This window comes from Kribbella sp. NBC_00709 (assembly GCF_036226565.1).
In the GTDB taxonomy this organism is placed as follows: Bacteria; Actinomycetota; Actinomycetes; order Propionibacteriales; family Kribbellaceae; genus Kribbella.
On record NZ_CP108996.1, the window covers coordinates 2242456 to 2259366 of the forward strand.

Genomic DNA, 16911 nt, shown 5'->3' on the forward strand with positions numbered 1-16911 from the left:
AGTGCTATGTCCCAACATGCGCCGCCGTTTCAGCAGCCGCAGTTGGCCAGGGCCGCCGTGGTCCGGTCCAGTGCCGCGCGGGCATCCAGGGTCTTCGGGACCGGGACGCTGTCGCTGGCGACCGCGAACACCAGCAGCGTTCCGGAACGGTCACGGGCGTACCCGGCCAGGCTGTGGACACCGGTGAGCGTCCCGGTCTTCGCATGGACCAGTCCGGTCCCTGTGCCAGTGCCTGCGGTGGTGAAACGCTCCCGGAGGCTCCCGTTGAAGCCGGCGATCGGAAGGCCGGTCAGGAGGTGCCGTAGCTCCGGGTGGTCTTTGGAGGCCGCCACCTGGACCGCACCGGCGAGCAGGGCGAGCGGGACCTTGTTCGCCCGAGTCAGACCGCTGCCGTCGTAGATAGTGGCCTTGCTGACGTCCAGACCGAGTTTGGTGAGCGTTGCGCGCACACCCTTGACCCCGCCGACGTACGAGCCGCCGTTGCCGGTCGCGATGCCGACCTGGCGCAGCAGCACCTCGGCACCGTCGTTGTCGCTGTGCTGGTTGATGTACTCGACGATCTGCCCGAGCGTCGGCGACTTCACCTGCGCGATCGGAGCTGCCTGCGCCGGAGCCGTTGCGGCCTTGGTCGCGGCCACTGTGATCCCGTTCGTGCTCAGCAACTTCGAGAACGAGGTGGCGGCAGCCAGGGCCGGCAAGGTCGCCCGCTTCGCCATTCCTGGTGAGATGCGGCCCTCGTTCACCCACAGTGCCGTCGTGGGCGCGGCGATCCCCTCGGGCAGGTAGTTGGCTTCCCAGTGCGCGTTGGCCGCCGGACCAGTGAACAGAGAGGCGTCGTACCCGAGGGTGACCCGGGTGATGCCCTGCGCCTTCAAGGCCTTCGCAGTACTAGCTGCCAGGGTCTGTAGCGTCGCGCGGGTCGGGTAGTCGGCCGCGGGCTTCACCGCGAGCAGCGGGTCACCGCCGCCGACCAGCACGATCGAGCCCTTGCCGGCGCTCACGACCTTGGTGGCGAACGTGTGGTCCGGTCCGAGAGTCGACAGCGCCGAGACCGTCGTGAGGAGCTTCAACGTCGACGCAGGCGTGTACGGCGTGGCCGCACCGACCGAGAACACCGGCTTGCCGCGCGAGGCGTCGTACACGTAGACACCGTGGTGCGGGCCGAGTGACGGGTCCTTGAGGACGGCGGCGAGCGCCTTGCCGACGCCGGCCGCGGTCGGCGCGACACCCTCGGTGGTTGCCGGTGCCAGGACCGCCGGAGCCTGCTGGGTGGTCTGCACTGATGCGGGTACGGCGCGTGCGCTGCTCACCAGACCGGTGCACAGTGTCGAGCACAGGGCCGTGGTCAGCAGCGTGACGAATGCCGCACGGGCAGGTCGAGCCACCGGGCTGCTCCTGTCATTCGGTCGGTCGGAACCGTGACAGTATCTGCCGTATGGAGTTCGACGTCTTCATCGAGATCCCCAAGGGCACCCGCAACAAGTACGAGCTGGACCACAAAACGAACCGGCTGCGCCTGGACCGCACCCTGTTCACGGCCACTCAGTACCCGTCCGACTACGGGTTCATCGAGGACACCCTCGGCCAGGACGGCGATCCGCTGGACGCCCTCGTGCTGCTGACCGAGCCGACCTTCCCCGGCTGCCTGATCAAGGCCCGGGCGATCGGCATGTTCCGGATGACCGACGAGAAGGGCCCGGACGACAAGGTCCTCTGCGTCCCGGCCGGCGACCCGCGCCAGGAGCACCTGCGCGACATCCACCACGTGCCGGAGTTCGACCGGCTCGAGATCCAGCACTTCTTCGAGGTCTACAAGGACCTCGAGCCCGGCAAGTCGGTCGAAGGCGCCAGCTGGGTCGGCCGCGCCGACGCCGAGGCCGAGGTCCGGGCCTCCTTCGAGCGCCTCAAGACCGAAGGCCACTAATCAGCTGACAGCCGCGACAGGAGCGCCAGCAGGGTCTTGCGCTCCGTCGCCGTCAACGGCTCCAGCAGGTCCGCCTCGGCGGCGTAGATGAGCTGGTCCATCGAGGCCAGCTGCTTCTCGCCGGCCGGCGTGATGGCCACGATCTTGCGGCGCCGGTCGGCCGGGTCGACCCGCCGGGCCAGCAACTTCAGCTCCTCGAGCTCGTCGAGCAGGGTCACCAGATCGCTGCGATCGAAGCCGATGCGGTCGGCCAGGGTCGCCTGAGCCGCCTCGCCGTCGTCGGCCAGGCTGGCCAGCACGTGGTAGTGCTGCGTCCGGACACCGGCCTCCGTCATGTGCTGCCGGACCAGCCGCTGGGACTGCATGTTCGCCCGCCCCAGCGCCCACAGCACGCGGTCGGACAGCCGATGCGTCGCCGACTTCTTCACGCCGCCACTCTATTGGCAAGGCCGACCCGTACCTATATCGTGGGCATCTCCCATTATTTCTAGATCCCACGATATGGAGCACCCACAATGCGCGCAGTGCGCTTCCACCGCCACGGCGGCCCCGACGTCCTGCAGCTCGAGGAGGTCGCCGTACCCGAACCCGGCTCCGGCCAGGTCCTGATCCAGGCCGAGGCGATCGGCGCGAACGCCATCGACGCCGTACTCCGTCGCGGCGGCTCGCCCTGGGACCGCCCACTCCCCGGCACGCTCACCGGCGACGTCGTCGGCCGCATCGTCAAGCTCGGCCCGGACACCCCGCCCGGCGTCGCCGTCGGCCAGCGCGTCTCCGCACTCACTGTCGACGCCTTCGCCGACTACACGGTCGCGGACGCCGGCTTCCTCGCCCCGATCCCCGACGACGCCGACGCCGGGGAAGCCACGATGATGTCGCTGACCGCCCCGCTCGCCCTCCGGGTGCTCGAGTCCGGCCGGATCCCGGCCGGCGGCACCGTCCTGATCCAGTCCGCGGCCGGCACCATCGGCCACCTCGCCACCCAACTGGCCCGCTTCTACGACCCCAGGACGATCATCGGTACGGCGTCCAGCCCGAAGAAACTCGACTTCATCCGGGACCTCGGCGCCGAACCCGTCGACCTCACCGACCCGGACTGGCCGGCGAAGGTCCGCGCCCTGGCCCCGGACGGCGTCGACACCGTCCTGGACGCGGTCGGCGGCACGGTCTTCACCCAGGGCCTCGACCTGGTCAAACCGCTCGGCACGATGGTTTCGTATGGCGCCATCACCACCGAGGTCCCGGCCGTCCCGGTGCTCGGCCTCCAACTCCGGAGCCTCACCGGCGTCTCCCTCTACGGCTGGCAGCAGGCCCGCCCGGACGAGGCGCGCGCCGACATCGCCGAGGTCACCCGCCGCTGGCAGTCCGGCGAGCTCCGCCCGATCGTCCACGCCACCCACCCACTCGCCGACGTCGCCCGCATCCACGAAACCCTCGACGCCCGCGAGAATCTCGGGCGCCTGATCGCCCTCCCGTGAATAAGATCGCCGGGTGGAGCTTCGGCAGATGCGGTACTTCGTGGGCGTCGCCGAGGAGCTCCATTTCGGCAAGGCCGCGGAACGGCTGTACATCTCCACCCCGACCCTGAGCCAGCAGATCAAGCAGCTCGAACGCGAGGTCGGCACCACGCTGCTGATCCGGCACAGCCGCGGTGTCGAGCTGACCCCGGCCGGCCGGGTGTTCCTGGCCCGCGCCCGGGAGACCATCCAGGCGGCCGGCCTGGCGCTGAAGGACACGCGCCGGGCCGCCGGCCTGGACGAACCGGTGCTCCGGCTCGGCCTGCTGAACGGCATTCCGGGCTGGCTCCCGGCCGCCCTCGAACAACTCGCCACCGAACGCTTCCCGAACAGCACGGTCACCCTCGAGGCCGGCACCACCACCGACCAGCTCCGGATGCTCACCGCCGGCGAGATCGACCTCGGCCTGGTCCGCACCCCGCTAACGTTGCCTCCGGCAATCACTTCCGAACACCTCGCGGCCGAGGAGCTCGGCGTACTGCTGACCGCGACCCATCCGCTCGCCGCGCGCCCCGAGCTCACCCTCGACGACCTGACCGGCCTCGAGCTGATCTGGATCCCGCGGGCCGCGGCGCCGGAGTTCCACGACGACATGCTCAGCCGGCTCGGCCCCGGCGTACAGCTGAGCGAGATCAGCATGAGCCACTCGCAGCTCCGCTCGGCGCTGCTCGTCCGCCGGTCCGCGATCAGTCTCGGCTCCCGCCGCGCCGCGACCCCGGACGTCGTCTGGCGACCGATCGAAGGCCGCCCGCTGATCGCCCGGTACGCCGCCATCTGGCGCACCGACTCGAACAACCCGGTGCTCCAGGCAATGACCGTTAGCCCCGGCCTAACGATCGTTAGCCAACAAGTCGTGGTGGACTGACGCCGGCAGTGGTTGGCTCGAAACGTCAACCACCGAAGGAGATTCAGTGCAGGAACACGTAGTGATCGTCGGCGGCAGCTCGGGCATGGGACACGCCCTCGCAACGGAACTCGTTGCCCAAGGCAGCGAAGTCACCATCGCCGGCCGCTCACCTGAAAAGCTTGACCGTGTACGCCGGGAGCTCGGCGTACACGCCGTTGCCATGGACATCGGAGTCGAGCAGGACATCGAGCGCCTCTTCGCGACCACCGGCAAGGTGAGCCACATCGTCACCACCGCCGCGGACGTGGGCGGCGCCTACCAGCCGATCAGCGAGTACGACGTGGAGGCGGCGCGCTCCGCGGTCGACTCCAAGCTGCTCGGGCCGTTGCTGCTCGCCAAGCACGGCGCGTCCGTACTCGAACCCGGGGGCTCGATCGTGTTCACCTCGGGCATCGCGGCGTACCGCCCCGGGCCGCGCGCATCGTTGCTCGCGGCACTCAACGGCGCACTGGCGTCGCTGGCCGCGGCACTCGCGGTCGAGCTCGCGCCGATCCGGGTCAACGTGGTGTCCCCCGGCTGGGTCGACACCCCGATCTGGCAGGACGTCGCCGGCGACGCGGCGCCCGCCACCCTGGCCGCGATGGCGGCCCGCCTCCCGGTCGGCCGGATCGGCCGCACCCAGGACATCGCGGCCGCCATCATCGCCCTGCTGCGCAATGGTTTCATCACCGGCACCGTTCTCCACGCCGACGGCGGACACCGGCTCGTCTAGACAAACAGGTCAGGGACGCCCGAAGAAGTTCGGCGGGATCCAGTAGTAGACGCTGGCGATCTGCACCGGCTTGCCGGTCCGCGGCGCGTGCACCATCTGCCCGTTGCCGATGTACATCGCGACGTGGTGGATGGTGCCCGGGTCGTTCGGGTTGGTGGCCCAGAAGATCAGGTCGCCCGGTCGCAGGTCGTCCTCGTTGATGTGCCGGATCTGCTCGTACTGCGCCGCGCTGTAGTGCGGCAGCTGGACCCCGGCGCGCTCCCAGGCACCCATCACCAGTCCGGAGCAGTCCCACCGGGACGGCCCGGTCGCGCCCCACAGGTACATGTCGCCGAGTTGCTTCAGCGCGAAGTTGATCGCGTCCCGCGCGTCGCCGCCCGAGCTGCGCCCGCCGCCGTTGTCGTCGTCGTTACGCCCCGGCGAGGACGGCTTGTGCTTCGCCGGCTTCTTGCCGTGGTTCTTCTTCGCCTCTTCCCGCGCTTCCTTCTCCTCGCGGGCCCGCTCGGCCGCCTCGGCGCGCCGCTCGGCCGCCTCGCGGGCGGCGATCCGGCGCTTCAGCTCGGCGGCCTTCTTCGCAGCGAGAGCAGCGGCTCGTTGCCGCGCAAGCTCCTCGAGCCCCCGCTGCCGCTGCGCGGCCACCTTCACCGAGGTGTTCTGCAGTACGGCGAGCTGCGCGATCGACTGCGTGCGCTGCACCCCGATCGCGGTCACGGCCGCGGACTGGGCGGCCTCCGCGTCCTCGGCGGCCTGCTTCGCCTTGGCCGCCTCGTCGGTCGCCTTCTTCACCTTCACGACCGCCTGGTCGGCCTGCACCTTGAACAGGTTGGTCATCACCTGGGTCGCCGAGAACCGCAGGTACGAACCCTGCATCGCGGCCGACACCGAGCGCGCCGCGCCGGCGGAGTCGAGCAGATCCTGCGGACCGTTCGCGGTGAACAGCGGCGCGATCTTCGCCACATCGCCACCACCCTGGTATGACGCCGCGGCGAACCGGCCGATCTGCGCCCGCTGCGTGGCGAGTGTCTTCTCCGCCTCGGTCGCCCGGGCCGCGGCGGCGGTCGCCTCGGCCTTGGCCTGCTGGAGCCGGTAGACGGCGCCGTTGTACGCCTCGTCGGCGATCCCCGACTGGACACCGAGCTGCTCGAGCCGCGCGTTCGCCGCGGCCAGCTGGCGCTCGATGGCGGCCACCTGGCCTGCCTTCGAGGCGGCGGCCTGCTTGGCCCGCTCGACCGCGGCCTTGGACGGGATCACCGGTGGCTTCGGCTTGGCGGCGTCGGCCGCAAGGGGCTGTACGGCCATCGTGCCGGCCAGACAGATCGCGAGCACCCCGGAGAGCAGTGCCCTACCGGTCTTCCCAGTGCTCCCGACCCGTCCGCCGGACGTGGCCCTGAGGGGCGTCCGCATCGGGATCGTTCCTTCCGCCGGTCACGAACCCCTTCCCCAGGGTTCGTGAACTTTTGGTCCTCCTGGACCACATACGTGACACTAGTTGCCTACAGCCCCATTGGGAACAGCATTCACACAAGTAACTTTGTTTCACCCGTGTGTCGACTTGACAAACTACAAGCTTGTAATTCCGCGTATCCCCAGGTGGGCGCGCAAAAACGCCCTCCGGCCGAAGCCGGAGGGCGTTTTGTGACGCGTCAGGGGTTCAGCGGAGGGCGAACGTAGCGACCACCGGGAGGTGGTCCGAGGCCGGCGTGACCGGTACGGCGGCCTTGACCGGGCGCAGGCCCGCGCTGTGCAGCTGGAAGTCGATCCGCTTCGTCGGGTTGCCCGCCTCGATGGTGTAACCCGGGCCGACGCCGACCTCGGTCCACGTGTCGTCGTACACGGCGGTCAGGGTCTTGATCTCCGGCGCCTCCGGCGTCGCGTTCAGGTCGCCGACCAGCAGCGTCGGGGTCTTGGACTTCCCGAGCAGCTCGACCACCTTCTGCGCCTGCTCCAGCCGCTCGGCGTTGTTGTTGCTGGTCAGGTGCGTGTTCGCGAACCGCAGGTCGGCGCCGCGGACCTTGATCTTCGCCACCGCGAGACCACGCTGCTCACCGGTCGGGTACAGCGGCAACAACGTGTTCGTGAAGTCCTTGATCGGGTACTTCGACAGGATCGCGGTCCCGTACTGGCGACGCGGCTCCCCCGGGTTGACGGGCGGGAGGTCGAGGTTGGCGGCGTACGCGTAGTGCATGTTGAGCCGCTGGGCGAACCAGGCCGGCTGGTCGACCCAGTTGCTCCGCACGTCCCAGTGCCGGTCGACCTCCTGCAGACCGATCACGTCGGCGCCGGACTGCTCGATCAGGACGGCGATCCGCTCGAGATCGAGGACGCCGTCGATCCCCGCGCCGTGATGGATGTTGTACGTCATCACCGTCAGCGGCCGCTCCGGCCGCCCGGCGTCAGGCTTCGCGGCGGCAACGGTCGGCACCACCATCAGGAACCCCACCAGGACCGTTAGCAATTTACGCATGCACCCATACTTCCCGAAAACCGGCGACACACGCACAACGAGCGTGTGTCGCCGGTCTGAACGTCAGCGCACGAGGCGGCCGACTGCGCCCTTCGCGCCCGAGGCCCAGCAGCCTGCATGGGAACCGAGGCCGGCGCACTCGACGCTGTCGAAGCTGCCGTCGTAGAACTGCTTCCAGCTGCGCCCGCCGTCGAGGCTCACGTCGCTCCCGGACGGTCCGACCGCGACCACCGTCGACGGCGACCACGGCACGAAATGCGACCCGCTGCGGTATCCCTTCGGCGCCTTGTCCGCGGGCACCAGCTTCCACGTGCGACCACCGTCGTACGTGATCGAGGCCGCCTTCACCGCCTCGGTCGGCTTCTCGAAGTCACCGCCGACCGCGACGCCGAACAGCGGGTTCCGGAACGCGAGGCTGAAGATTCCGGCCGCCGCGCCACTGGCCATCGGGGAGTCCGAGACCTTCCAGTGCCGGCCGCCGTCGTTCGTCCGGAACACCCGCGGCCGGTCGCCACCACCGGTCGCGAACCACGCGGTCCGACCGGGTCCGGCAACCAGGCAGGTCCCACTCGCCGCGAACGCGAATTCACCGGTCAGCGCGGCCGGCATTCCGCCGTTCGGCTGCACTTTCCACGACTTTCCGCCGTCCGACGTCGCGGCGATCCGGAACTTTCCGTCCACCGGGTCGCTCATCGCCAGACCGTGCTTGTCGTCGTTGAAGGCGAAGCAGTCGTAGAACGCGTTCGCGTCCGTGTTCCGGAACGTTTCCGCCCAGGTCTTTCCGCCGTCGGCGGTGCGGTAGACCCGGGAGTCCTCGCCGTTCCCGATCGACAACGCGACGGCGCGCTGCGCGTCGAACGCCTCGACATCGCGGAACTGCAACGCCGACGCACCGGGCGGGCTGACGTTCTGCCAGTGCCTCCCGCCGTCGACGGTCCGCAGTACCGTCCCCTCGGTCCCACCCACCCAGGCGACGTCCTTGCTGACCGCCGCAAGCCCGCGGAACTGCGCCGTACTTCCGGTCGGCGTCAGCTCCCACCGGTATGACGATCCGCCGTGCGCCTGGGCGGGGATGACCTGGGACGACATCAACAACAGACCTCCTGCCGCCAAGGCGGCCACACGCAGGATTCTCATGCGCCGCAATCTAACCGCAGGTCATGTCAGCTTGAAGGACTGCGCCGCAGTTCCGTTGCAGGTGAGTTGGACGAGTTGGGTGCTGTCGGCCGTGGAACCACCCGGAACCGTCAGGCATTTGTTGCTGAAGCGGCTGACGAAGTGGAAGTAGCCGCTGCCTTCGGACACGGCCTGCCATTGCTGGTTGTTTCCGTTGCTGTACGTCCACAGCTGCAGGCCGGCGTTGTCGGCGGCGGACACCCCGGTCACGTCGATCACCTTGGTGGCGTCGTTGTGGTTGTTGACCCGCGTGAATCCACCGGACGTCGGCTGGAACTGGAACTGCTGCGCCTGCGTGCCGTTGCAGCTGTACTGCTGGATCACGGTGCCATTGGCGACCCCGGCCGCGCGGGCGTCGACGCACTTCCCGTTGGCCTTGTTCGCCACCTGGTACCACGCGGCCGGCGACGGCTGGTCGACCGGCGGCGTCGTACCGCCACCACCGAGCCACTTGAGCGCGTCCATCATGAACTGGTTCTGCGCCGGGCTGTCGAACGTCGACGACAGCCTCGTATTGGTGTCGTAGTTCATCGCGTTGTGGCCGAAGTTCGCGTAGATCATCTTGTAGTTCTTGTTGGTCCAGATGATCGGGTAGTAGCCGGAGGTCCAGATGTTGCCCTGCTGATTGCCAACCGGGAAGCTCGATGGGTCGATCGAGGCCAGCACCTGGATGTTCGGGTTCTGCCGCAGGTCGTTCTGCCAGCTGTACCACTCACTCACCGACGACTGGAACGTCGCGCCGGTGTTGACCAGCGCCGGATGCGAACGGTTCTCGGCCTTCAGCGTGACCGCGCTCGGTCCCCAGGTGTTCGAGACGAACCGGCCGGTGCCGAGCAGCGTGTTGTTGAACCAAGGCCAGCCACCACTCGCGTCGTTGTACGCCGACACGTGGAAGCCGAAGAACGCGCCGCCGTTGTCCATGTAGTTCTTGAACCCGTTGCGCTGCGCATCGGAGTGCGGTGAGTCGTCGAGGAACATGACGACCTGGTACTGCGATGCGCTCAAGTTGTTGAGCTGGTCCCAGTTGCTGGTCGCGGTGTACGAGAACCCGTACTGCGCACCGAACTGCGGGAAGCGCTGGTTGGCTTCCTTCTCGAAGTCGATGTGCGCGGCATCGTAGGTCCCGCTGTAGAACGCGAGCACGTTGAAGGTCGCCTCGACCTTGGCGATCGCGGTGGAGGTGAGCCCGCTGATCAGCAGCACCAGGGCGAGCAGGACGGCGGGCAGGCGAAATCGATCGGAAAGCATGGGGGCGGACCTTTCCGTCAGAACCTTATGAAATTTCAGGACTTAAATTAACTCCCGATCAAAGCCCTGTCCAGAGTTCATCGCCTGACTGCCCAGAACGCTGAGCAACTGCAACTTCTCCGCGCTCTCGCTGCCCGGTTCCGCGGTGAACACGATCAGCGTCTGCTGACCGTCCCGGTTGTCGATCAGCTCGCAGTACAGCTCGAGGTCACCGACCACCGGGTGCCGGAAGCGCTTGGTCTGACTGTGCGCGACGACGACCTCGTGCGCGTCCCAGATCTCGACGAACTCCTGGCTCAGCTTCTGCAGCGCCTTCACGAGCGAGGCGGCGTACGACTTCGGGCCGTCGATCGTGGCGACCGTGCGCAGCATCGAGACCAGCAGCTTGCTGTGCGTGCTCAGCTCGGGCTCGGCGTAAAGCGCCCGGGTCTCCGGATGCACGAACCAGCGGTAGACCTCGCTGCGCTCCATGCCCTGGAAGTTCGTCAGCTCGCCGGCGAACGCGACGTGCGCCGGCGTCTGCGCGAGCACCTCGCCGCACCGGTTCAGCAGCATCGCGGGGGTGTCGTGCAGCCGGTCCAGGATCCGCAGCATGCCCGGGTCGACGTGGCACGCCCGCGTCGTCCGCGGCGGCGTACCGTGGCCGGCCAGCAGGAACAGGTGGTCGCGCTCCTCGAGCGTCAGCCGGAGCGCGCGGGCGATCGCGCCCAGCATGTCGACCGACGGCTGCGGACCGCGTCCGCCCTCGAGCCGGCTGTAGTAGTCGGCCGACATCGACGCCAGCGCGGCGACCTCCTCACGGCGGAGACCAGGGGTACGGCGCCTGCGCCCGCGGGGCATGCCCACGTCTTCGGGTTGCAGGGCCTCCCGGCGTTTGCGCAGGAAGTCGGACAGGTCGGCGTACTCCATGAGTCCAGTGTCCACGGCGTTCTGGAGTTAGCCACTGCTTGCGGAGCAGTGGCTAACTGCGGCCTGGTTGCTGCCGGCATCAGCTCGCAGGCTGGAGCCATGAAAACGACTGGGAACACCATCTTCATGACCGGCGGTACGTCGGGGATCGGCCTCGAGCTCGCCAAGCGGTTCCGCGACCTCGGCAACACCGTGATCATCAGCGGGCGGCGTCAGGACCTGCTCGACACGATCGCCGCCGAAGACGGTATCGAGGGCATCCAGCTCGACGTCGCCGACCCGGCCTCGATCACGGCCGCGTTCGAGCAGGTGACCAGCACCCACGACGTCAACGTGCTCGTCACGATGGCCGGCATCATGCAGGTCGAGGACCTCCTCGACCCCGGTCACCTCCCGACCGCGGAGCAGACCATCGACATCAACCTGCTCGGCACGATCCGGACGATCGCCACGTTCACGCCGTACCTGCTGAAGCAGCGCGACCCGGTGATCCTGACCGTTTCCTCCGGGCTCGCCTCGGTGCCGCTGACGGTCACGCCGACGTACAGCGCCACCAAGGCCGCGATCCACAGCTACACCCAGAGCCTGCGGATCCAGCTCGCGGACACCGGCATCCAGGTCATCGAGGTCGTCCCGCCCGCCGTGCAGACCACCCTGATGAACCAGGAGAACGACGATCGCGCGATGCCGCTCGACGAGTACCTCGACGAGACGATGAGCATCCTCCAACACCAGCCCGACGTGACCGAGATCCTCGTCGACCGGGTCCGCTTCCTCCGCCACGCCGAACGCGAAAACCGCTACGAGTCCGTAGTAGCAGCCCTCAACCAGCCCCACTAAGTACACGCCCCGGACCCATCGGGCCGTCTCAGGGGTTGACCCCCGAGATGGTCGGTTGACACCTCGCATCCAGGGCGGACAACCGGCAATCTCAGGGGTCAACCCCTCAAACGGCCCAGCTCACCCGGGCCGTCCGGCGGTGCGTGGTTGGTCGGGTGACACAGCTCCTCCGACGGGTTCAGTCCGCCAACGCCTGCTCGATCCGCTCGACCTTGGCGGTCAACTGCCCGGTGTACCCAGGCCGAATATCAGCCTTGAGCACGAGACTGACCCGCGGCGACACAGCAACAACCGCGTCCACGGCCTGCTTCACGACGCCCATCACCTCGTCCCACTCGCCTTCCAGCGTGGTGAACATCGAGTCGGTCCGGTTCGGCAGACCCGAGTCACGGACGACGCGAATGGCCGCGGCGACGGCGTCCGAGACCGATCCGTCGTCGTGGGTGGAAACAGCAGGAGCAACTGAGAACGCTACGAGCATGGTGTCTCCTTGTGCCTGACGAACTCGTCATCGGGAAAGCCGAGCCGCCGCATCTTCTCGGCGGTGAAGACAACCATGATCTCGTCACCGTTGACGAACGCGTCGTCGGGCTCGGACACATCCGGGATGGCGGACACGAACCAGATCGCGCCGGGGCCTGCGCCGAAATCCAGCCGCAGGCTCACCGGCACGTCGACGTCGTAGCCGTCCGCAACCCGCTCACCGTCGCTGACCCGATAACTCGACCCCCATGACCGCGTGGTGCCAATCACCGTAGTCCCACACTCTCGCCGCGGAGCTGTAGTTGTGGATATCGGAGTACCGAACCCCGATCAGCCGCTCACCCACCAGCCCCGACAAGAGGTCTTCCAACCGAGCCCGCTCACGCATCCTGGATGTCAGGCTCCTCCGCGGCGCGGCGTTCGGCGCCGGAGGTGGTGAGGAGGGGTTTTTCCTTGATGAAGAGGACGGCGACCACGGCGAGGATTGCGAAGGGGACCGACATCATGAAGAGGTCGGCGGTGGCGTCGCCGTAGGCGTTCTCCACAACCGTGCGGACCTGCTCCGGGAGGTCCTTGATGTTCGGTACGGCGTTGCCGCCGCCGGACGAGGCTCCGCCCGGGTTGAGCGTCTCGGTGACCTTGTTGGCGAGGATCGCGCCGAGGACGCTGACGCCGATGGTGCCGCCCATGCTGCGGAAGAAGCTGACCGCAGAGGTGGCGGCGCCCAGCTCCCGGGCCGGTACGTCGTTCTGCGCGGCGAGGACCAGGTTCTGCATGACCAGGCCGATGCCGACGCCGAGCACGAGCATGAAGCCCCACAGCATGTACTTCGAGGTGTGCGCGTCGATCGTGCCGAACAGCGCCAGCCCGATCGGCAGCAGCACGCTGCCCACGACCAGGAAGACCTTCCACTTGCCGTACTTCGTGATCAGCCCACCGGCGATCGTCGACGCGACCATCATGCCGATGATCAGCGGCAGGCTCATCAGGCCGGCCTTGGTCGGCGAGTAGCCCTGCGCAATCTGGAAGTACTGCGCCAGGAACACCGAGCCGCCGAACATCGACACACCGACGAGCGCGCTGGCGACGATCGACAGCGTCACGGTGCGGTTGCGGAACAGGTCCATCGGGATGATCGGCTCGGGGTGCCGGCGCTCGACCAGCACCGCGGCCACCAGCACGACCAGCGCGACCCCGACCAGCCCGAAGCTCCAGCCGGACACCCAGTCGAACTTGTTGCCGGCGAACGAGGACCAGACCAGCAGCGTGCTCACGCCGCCCATGATCAGGACCGCGCCCCACCAGTCGATCTTCACTTCTCGCCGTACGGTCGGCAGCTTCAGCGTCCGCTGCAGCAGCACGATCGCGGCCAGCACGAACGGCACACCGACCAGGAAGCAGGCCCGCCAGCCGAGCGGCGAGTCGACCAGGAAGCCACCGAGCAGCGGTCCGCCGACGGTCGCCGACGCGAAGATCGCGCCGAAGATGCCGGAGTACCGGCCGAGCTCGCGCGGCGGGATGATCGCCGCCATCACGATCTGGACGAGCGCGGTCAGGCCGCCGCCGCCGAGGCCCTGCAGGACCCGGCTGCCGAGCAGTACTTCGATGTTCGGGGCGAAGCCCGCGACCAGCGAACCGACCACGAAAAAGCTCAGCGACAACTGGACGAGCAGCTTGTTGTTGTAGAGGTCGGCCAGTTTGCCCCACAACGGCACCGTGGCCGTCATCGTCAGCAACTCGAGCGTGACGACCCAGGTGTACGAGGACTGGCTCGCACCCAGGTCGTGAATGATCCGCGGCAGCGCGGTCGACACGATCGTGCCGGCCAGGATGGCCACGAAGAGTCCCATCATCAGACCGGACATTGCCTGCACGGTCTGCCGCGGGGTGAGTGCAACGGTGGCGGTGGCCTCACCCGCCGCCGGATCCGGCGTGGATGACGTCGTCGTCATGACTGACCTTTCGGGTCGAAGAGTGGATCGATGCCTTGGGCAAGTAGTTGGAAGCCTTCGCGGACCAGCTCGAGGACCGGGCGGCCGGGAGCGGTCTTGTGCAGCTCCATCGCCACCCGGCAGGCGGCGCCGGCCGCGCTGACGATCAGCGCCGGGCGGGTGGAGCCGGCCGGTTCGCCCATCCGCTCCGCCAGCGCGGCGGTGAGTTGCCGCTCGTCGTCGATGCTCGACAGCATCAGCTGGTACAGCAGGGTCGGGGAGCTCATGATCAGCTCACCCCGGCGGGACAGCTCGCCGTCGCTCTCCAGGTCGTGCAGCACGTCCTGGACGACGTACCACATCGTGGTCAGCGGCGACTCCTCGGCGGGCGCGGTCCGCATCCGCTCCAGCGCCCGCTCGAGGTGCTCGGGATTGCGCCCGAGGATCGCGTGCTCCTTGTGCGGGAAGTAGTTGAAGAAGGTCCGCACCGAGACGTCCGCCGCCTCGGCGATCTCCTCGACGGTGACGTGGTCCGGACCCTTCTCCAGCGCCAGCCGCAGCGCGGCGTCGGCCAGCGCCGCCCGCGTCTGCAGCTTCTTGCGCTCCCGCAACCCACCCTCGTACCTCACTTGATCGAGGGTAAGAAAAACTTGCAGTCACTGCAAACTATTAATGCTGAAAACTTGCACTCCTGCAGATATCAGCTCGGACGGCGGACGAACTGGGGCAGTTGCAGGATGTTGTGCGGGTACGGCAGCGGGCGGTCGGCGGCTTCGGTCAGCCGGTTCATCTGCTCGTCGGTGAGGGCCCAGCCGGTCGCACCAAGGTTGTCGGCGAGCTGCTCCGGAGTGCGGGCGCCGATGATCGGTGCAGTCAGGCCCGGGCGTTGCACGACCCAGCGCAGCGCCACCTGGGCCGGCGTACGGCGTACTTCGTCTGCCACCGCCCGCACCGCGTCGAGGACGCGCCAGGTGCGGTCGTTGTCGTGGGAGTCCCAGTCGGCCTGGTTGCTGCGGCTGCCCGCGGGCGGACCGCCGGCGTCCTTGCTGTACTTCCCGGACAACCACCCGCCGGCCAGCGGGCTCCAGGCGATGACGCCGGCGCCTTCGTTGAGGCAGACCGGGATCAGGTCGAGCTCGGCATCGCGGTCGAGAAGGTTGTAGAGCGGCTGCAGGCTGACGTACGGCTCCCAGCCGTGCCGGCGGGAGAGATCGATCGCCTTCTGCAACTGCCAGCCGGTCAGGTTGCTCGCACCGATGAAGCGGACCTTGCCGCTGGTCACCAGGGCGTCGAGGGTGCTGAGCGTCTCCTCGAGCGGGGTCGCGTCGTCGAAGACGTGGATCTGGTACAGGTCGATGAAGTCGGTCTGGAGCCGGCGGAGGCTGTCCTCGACGCCGGCCAGGATGTGCTTGCGCCCGGCGCCGCGAACGGGCAGTCCGGGCCCGGCTTCGCCGTACACCTTGGTGGCGATCACCAGGTCGTCGCGGTTCTGGTTCTTCAGCCAGCTGCCGATGATCTCCTCGGAGGAGCCGGCGGAGTACGTGTCGGCGGTGTCGATCATGGTGCCGCCCGCGGCGACGTACTCGTCCATGATCCGGTGGGCGGTGGATTCGTCCGTCTCATTGCCGAAGGTCATCGTGCCGAGGCAGAGCTCGGTGACCTGGAGGCCTGTCCGGCCGAGGAAGCGCTTGTCCATGCGGATCAACGTATCCGGAACCGCGGGATCCACGCCGGTACTTTTTCGCAGTACTCCGCGTAGTGCTGCCCGTACCGCTCCCGCAGCACAGGCTCCTCGTACGCGCGGACGAAGGACGCCATCACGGCCCACGCGACCACGCCGTACCCGAGCACGCGCCAGTCGAGGAAGACCAGGGCCTGGCCGAAGATCGCGGTCACCACACCGACGTACATCGGGTTGCGGACGAAGCGGTAGTCGCCGCCGACCACGAGCTCCTCGGTCGGCGCGACCGGGGCCGGCGTACCGCGGCCTTCCCGGACGAAGCGGACGAAGGCTCGCAGTACGACGAACGCGCCCGCCGCCACGATCACGAAGCCGGGCCAGAACGCCGGCGCCGCCCACCCGCTGATCCACCACGGCAGGACGCCGCCCACCACGCACGGTGCCGCGAAGAAGAACACCGCACTGCCAAGGATGGCTTTGACCATCGGGAATCCCTTATAATTAATAGGCAGCCTCCGGCACGGTTCCCGTGTTCGGAGGCTTTTGTGTATGACGACTCTTCTCTACAAAGCCGCAGGTCAGGTCCGTGGTGACGACATCCTGCCCCTCAACCAGCTGCGCGTGCACTACCCCGACCTGTACGAACGCCACTTCGCGAAGTACGCCGCTCGCCCGCACCGCGTGAACGCTCCGGTGTACCCGCTGGACTGCACCTGGGCGGACGTGGTCTTCCTGTCGCCGGTGCACCCGGCCCCGATCTTCGAGGCGCTCCAGGAGTCCGGCCGGATCGGTCCGGTCGTGATCGACTACTGGACCATCGACGCCGAGCTCCTGGACCCGGCCACGACGTGCATCCTGCTCAAACGCCACGACCCCGAACAGCGCCCGCAGCCTCCCGAGGACTTCATCCCGTACTCCGCCGAGGCCGCCGCCGCGCTCGCCGACCCGTCCGAGCGGGCGCTGCACCGCCTCCGCAACCTGAACGCGACCGAACCCCTCTACCCCTGGGCCGACATCCCCCACATCCTGCACCGCGGCCCGATCCCGGTCGCCGCCTTCCGGACCAGCGCAGGTACCCCCGTGGTCAGGCAGCGGATCGGGTAAGAAAATATACAAACC

General features: G+C 68.2%; 19 protein-coding genes. 6 read left to right on the plus strand and 13 right to left on the minus strand.

Annotated elements, in window-relative coordinates; genetic code table 11:
- Nucleotides 1-29: 29 nt before the first annotated feature.
- The gene (gene dacB / locus OHA18_RS11020; RefSeq protein WP_329003878.1) at nucleotides 30-1385 is read right to left on the minus strand and encodes a D-alanyl-D-alanine carboxypeptidase/D-alanyl-D-alanine endopeptidase; all 1356 of its coding nucleotides are present in this window, start codon (nucleotides 1383-1385) and stop codon (nucleotides 30-32) included.
- Nucleotides 1386-1435: 50 nt separating this feature from the next.
- Here dacB and OHA18_RS11025 point away from each other — a divergent pair, with 50 nt between their 5' ends.
- A complete protein-coding gene (locus OHA18_RS11025; protein WP_329003880.1) occupies nucleotides 1436-1924 on the plus strand; it encodes an inorganic diphosphatase in 489 nt (162 codons plus the stop codon).
- On the opposite strand, the gene OHA18_RS11030 is transcribed toward OHA18_RS11025, so the two are convergent.
- A complete protein-coding gene (locus OHA18_RS11030) occupies nucleotides 1921-2352 on the minus strand; it encodes a MarR family winged helix-turn-helix transcriptional regulator (RefSeq protein WP_329003881.1) in 432 nt (143 codons plus the stop codon). The genes OHA18_RS11025 and OHA18_RS11030 overlap by 4 nt on opposite strands.
- Before the next feature lie 87 nt (nucleotides 2353-2439).
- On the opposite strand from OHA18_RS11030, the gene OHA18_RS11035 reads away from it, so the two are divergent.
- The 3 genes from OHA18_RS11035 to OHA18_RS11045 are packed head-to-tail and all read left to right on the plus strand — an operon-like array spanning nucleotide 2440 to nucleotide 5060.
- Nucleotides 2440-3402, plus strand: coding sequence for a quinone oxidoreductase family protein (locus tag OHA18_RS11035; protein ID WP_329003882.1), 963 nt, complete (start codon nucleotides 2440-2442; stop codon nucleotides 3400-3402).
- A 13-nt stretch (nucleotides 3403-3415) separates the two neighbouring features.
- Complete coding sequence (locus OHA18_RS11040) at nucleotides 3416-4306, plus strand: LysR family transcriptional regulator (protein ID WP_329003883.1); 891 nt, start codon at nucleotides 3416-3418, stop codon at nucleotides 4304-4306.
- Nucleotides 4307-4352: 46 nt separating this feature from the next.
- Complete coding sequence (locus OHA18_RS11045; RefSeq protein ID WP_329003884.1) at nucleotides 4353-5060, plus strand: SDR family oxidoreductase; 708 nt, start codon at nucleotides 4353-4355, stop codon at nucleotides 5058-5060.
- 9 nt (nucleotides 5061-5069) lie between these two features.
- On the opposite strand, the gene OHA18_RS11050 is transcribed toward OHA18_RS11045, so the two are convergent.
- The 5 genes from OHA18_RS11050 to OHA18_RS11070 all read right to left on the minus strand — a co-directional run bounded on the left by OHA18_RS11050 (nucleotide 5070) and on the right by OHA18_RS11070 (nucleotide 10857).
- The gene (locus OHA18_RS11050) at nucleotides 5070-6464 is read right to left on the minus strand and encodes a C40 family peptidase (protein WP_329003886.1); all 1395 of its coding nucleotides are present in this window, start codon (nucleotides 6462-6464) and stop codon (nucleotides 5070-5072) included.
- Nucleotides 6465-6711: 247 nt separating this feature from the next.
- The gene (locus OHA18_RS11055) at nucleotides 6712-7524 is read right to left on the minus strand and encodes an endonuclease/exonuclease/phosphatase family protein (protein ID WP_329003888.1); all 813 of its coding nucleotides are present in this window, start codon (nucleotides 7522-7524) and stop codon (nucleotides 6712-6714) included.
- Between the two features lie 63 nt (nucleotides 7525-7587).
- Nucleotides 7588-8661 carry a WD40/YVTN/BNR-like repeat-containing protein gene (locus OHA18_RS11060; protein ID WP_329003889.1) on the minus strand — a complete coding sequence of 358 codons (1074 nt, stop codon included), beginning with the start codon at nucleotides 8659-8661 and terminating at the stop codon, nucleotides 7588-7590.
- A 21-nt stretch (nucleotides 8662-8682) separates the two neighbouring features.
- Complete coding sequence (locus tag OHA18_RS11065; protein WP_329003890.1) at nucleotides 8683-9948, minus strand: ThuA domain-containing protein; 1266 nt, start codon at nucleotides 9946-9948, stop codon at nucleotides 8683-8685.
- Between the two features lie 42 nt (nucleotides 9949-9990).
- Complete coding sequence (locus tag OHA18_RS11070; protein WP_329003891.1) at nucleotides 9991-10857, minus strand: helix-turn-helix transcriptional regulator; 867 nt, start codon at nucleotides 10855-10857, stop codon at nucleotides 9991-9993.
- 99 nt (nucleotides 10858-10956) lie between these two features.
- Between OHA18_RS11070 and OHA18_RS11075 the strand changes: the two genes are divergently transcribed.
- Nucleotides 10957-11697, plus strand: a complete 741-nt coding sequence (locus tag OHA18_RS11075; RefSeq protein ID WP_329003892.1) for an SDR family oxidoreductase — start codon at nucleotides 10957-10959, stop codon at nucleotides 11695-11697.
- Between the two features lie 178 nt (nucleotides 11698-11875).
- Here OHA18_RS11075 and OHA18_RS11080 read toward each other — a convergent pair whose 3' ends face one another.
- The 6 genes from OHA18_RS11080 to OHA18_RS11105 all read right to left on the minus strand — a co-directional run bounded on the left by OHA18_RS11080 (nucleotide 11876) and on the right by OHA18_RS11105 (nucleotide 16277).
- Nucleotides 11876-12178 (minus strand): thiamine-binding protein, encoded by a 303-nt coding sequence (locus OHA18_RS11080; RefSeq protein ID WP_329003893.1) that lies wholly within the window; start codon nucleotides 12176-12178, stop codon nucleotides 11876-11878.
- Nucleotides 12169-12450 carry a hypothetical protein gene (locus OHA18_RS11085; RefSeq protein WP_329003895.1) on the minus strand — a complete coding sequence of 94 codons (282 nt, stop codon included), beginning with the start codon at nucleotides 12448-12450 and terminating at the stop codon, nucleotides 12169-12171. Before OHA18_RS11085 ends, OHA18_RS11080 begins: the two co-directional genes overlap by 10 nt.
- 110 nt (nucleotides 12451-12560) lie before the next feature.
- The gene (locus OHA18_RS11090; RefSeq protein ID WP_329003896.1) at nucleotides 12561-14132 is read right to left on the minus strand and encodes an MDR family MFS transporter; all 1572 of its coding nucleotides are present in this window, start codon (nucleotides 14130-14132) and stop codon (nucleotides 12561-12563) included.
- Entirely contained in the window at nucleotides 14129-14740 is a 612-nt protein-coding gene (locus OHA18_RS11095) for a TetR family transcriptional regulator (protein ID WP_329003897.1), read from the minus strand. Before OHA18_RS11095 ends, OHA18_RS11090 begins: the two co-directional genes overlap by 4 nt.
- Before the next feature lie 71 nt (nucleotides 14741-14811).
- Complete coding sequence (locus OHA18_RS11100) at nucleotides 14812-15807, minus strand: aldo/keto reductase (protein ID WP_329003898.1); 996 nt, start codon at nucleotides 15805-15807, stop codon at nucleotides 14812-14814.
- Nucleotides 15808-15812: 5 nt separating this feature from the next.
- Complete coding sequence (locus OHA18_RS11105; RefSeq protein WP_329003899.1) at nucleotides 15813-16277, minus strand: methyltransferase family protein; 465 nt, start codon at nucleotides 16275-16277, stop codon at nucleotides 15813-15815.
- 64 nt (nucleotides 16278-16341) lie between these two features.
- On the opposite strand from OHA18_RS11105, the gene OHA18_RS11110 reads away from it, so the two are divergent.
- Nucleotides 16342-16896 (plus strand): hypothetical protein, encoded by a 555-nt coding sequence (locus tag OHA18_RS11110; protein ID WP_329003900.1) that lies wholly within the window; start codon nucleotides 16342-16344, stop codon nucleotides 16894-16896.
- Nucleotides 16897-16911 lie beyond the last annotated feature (15 nt).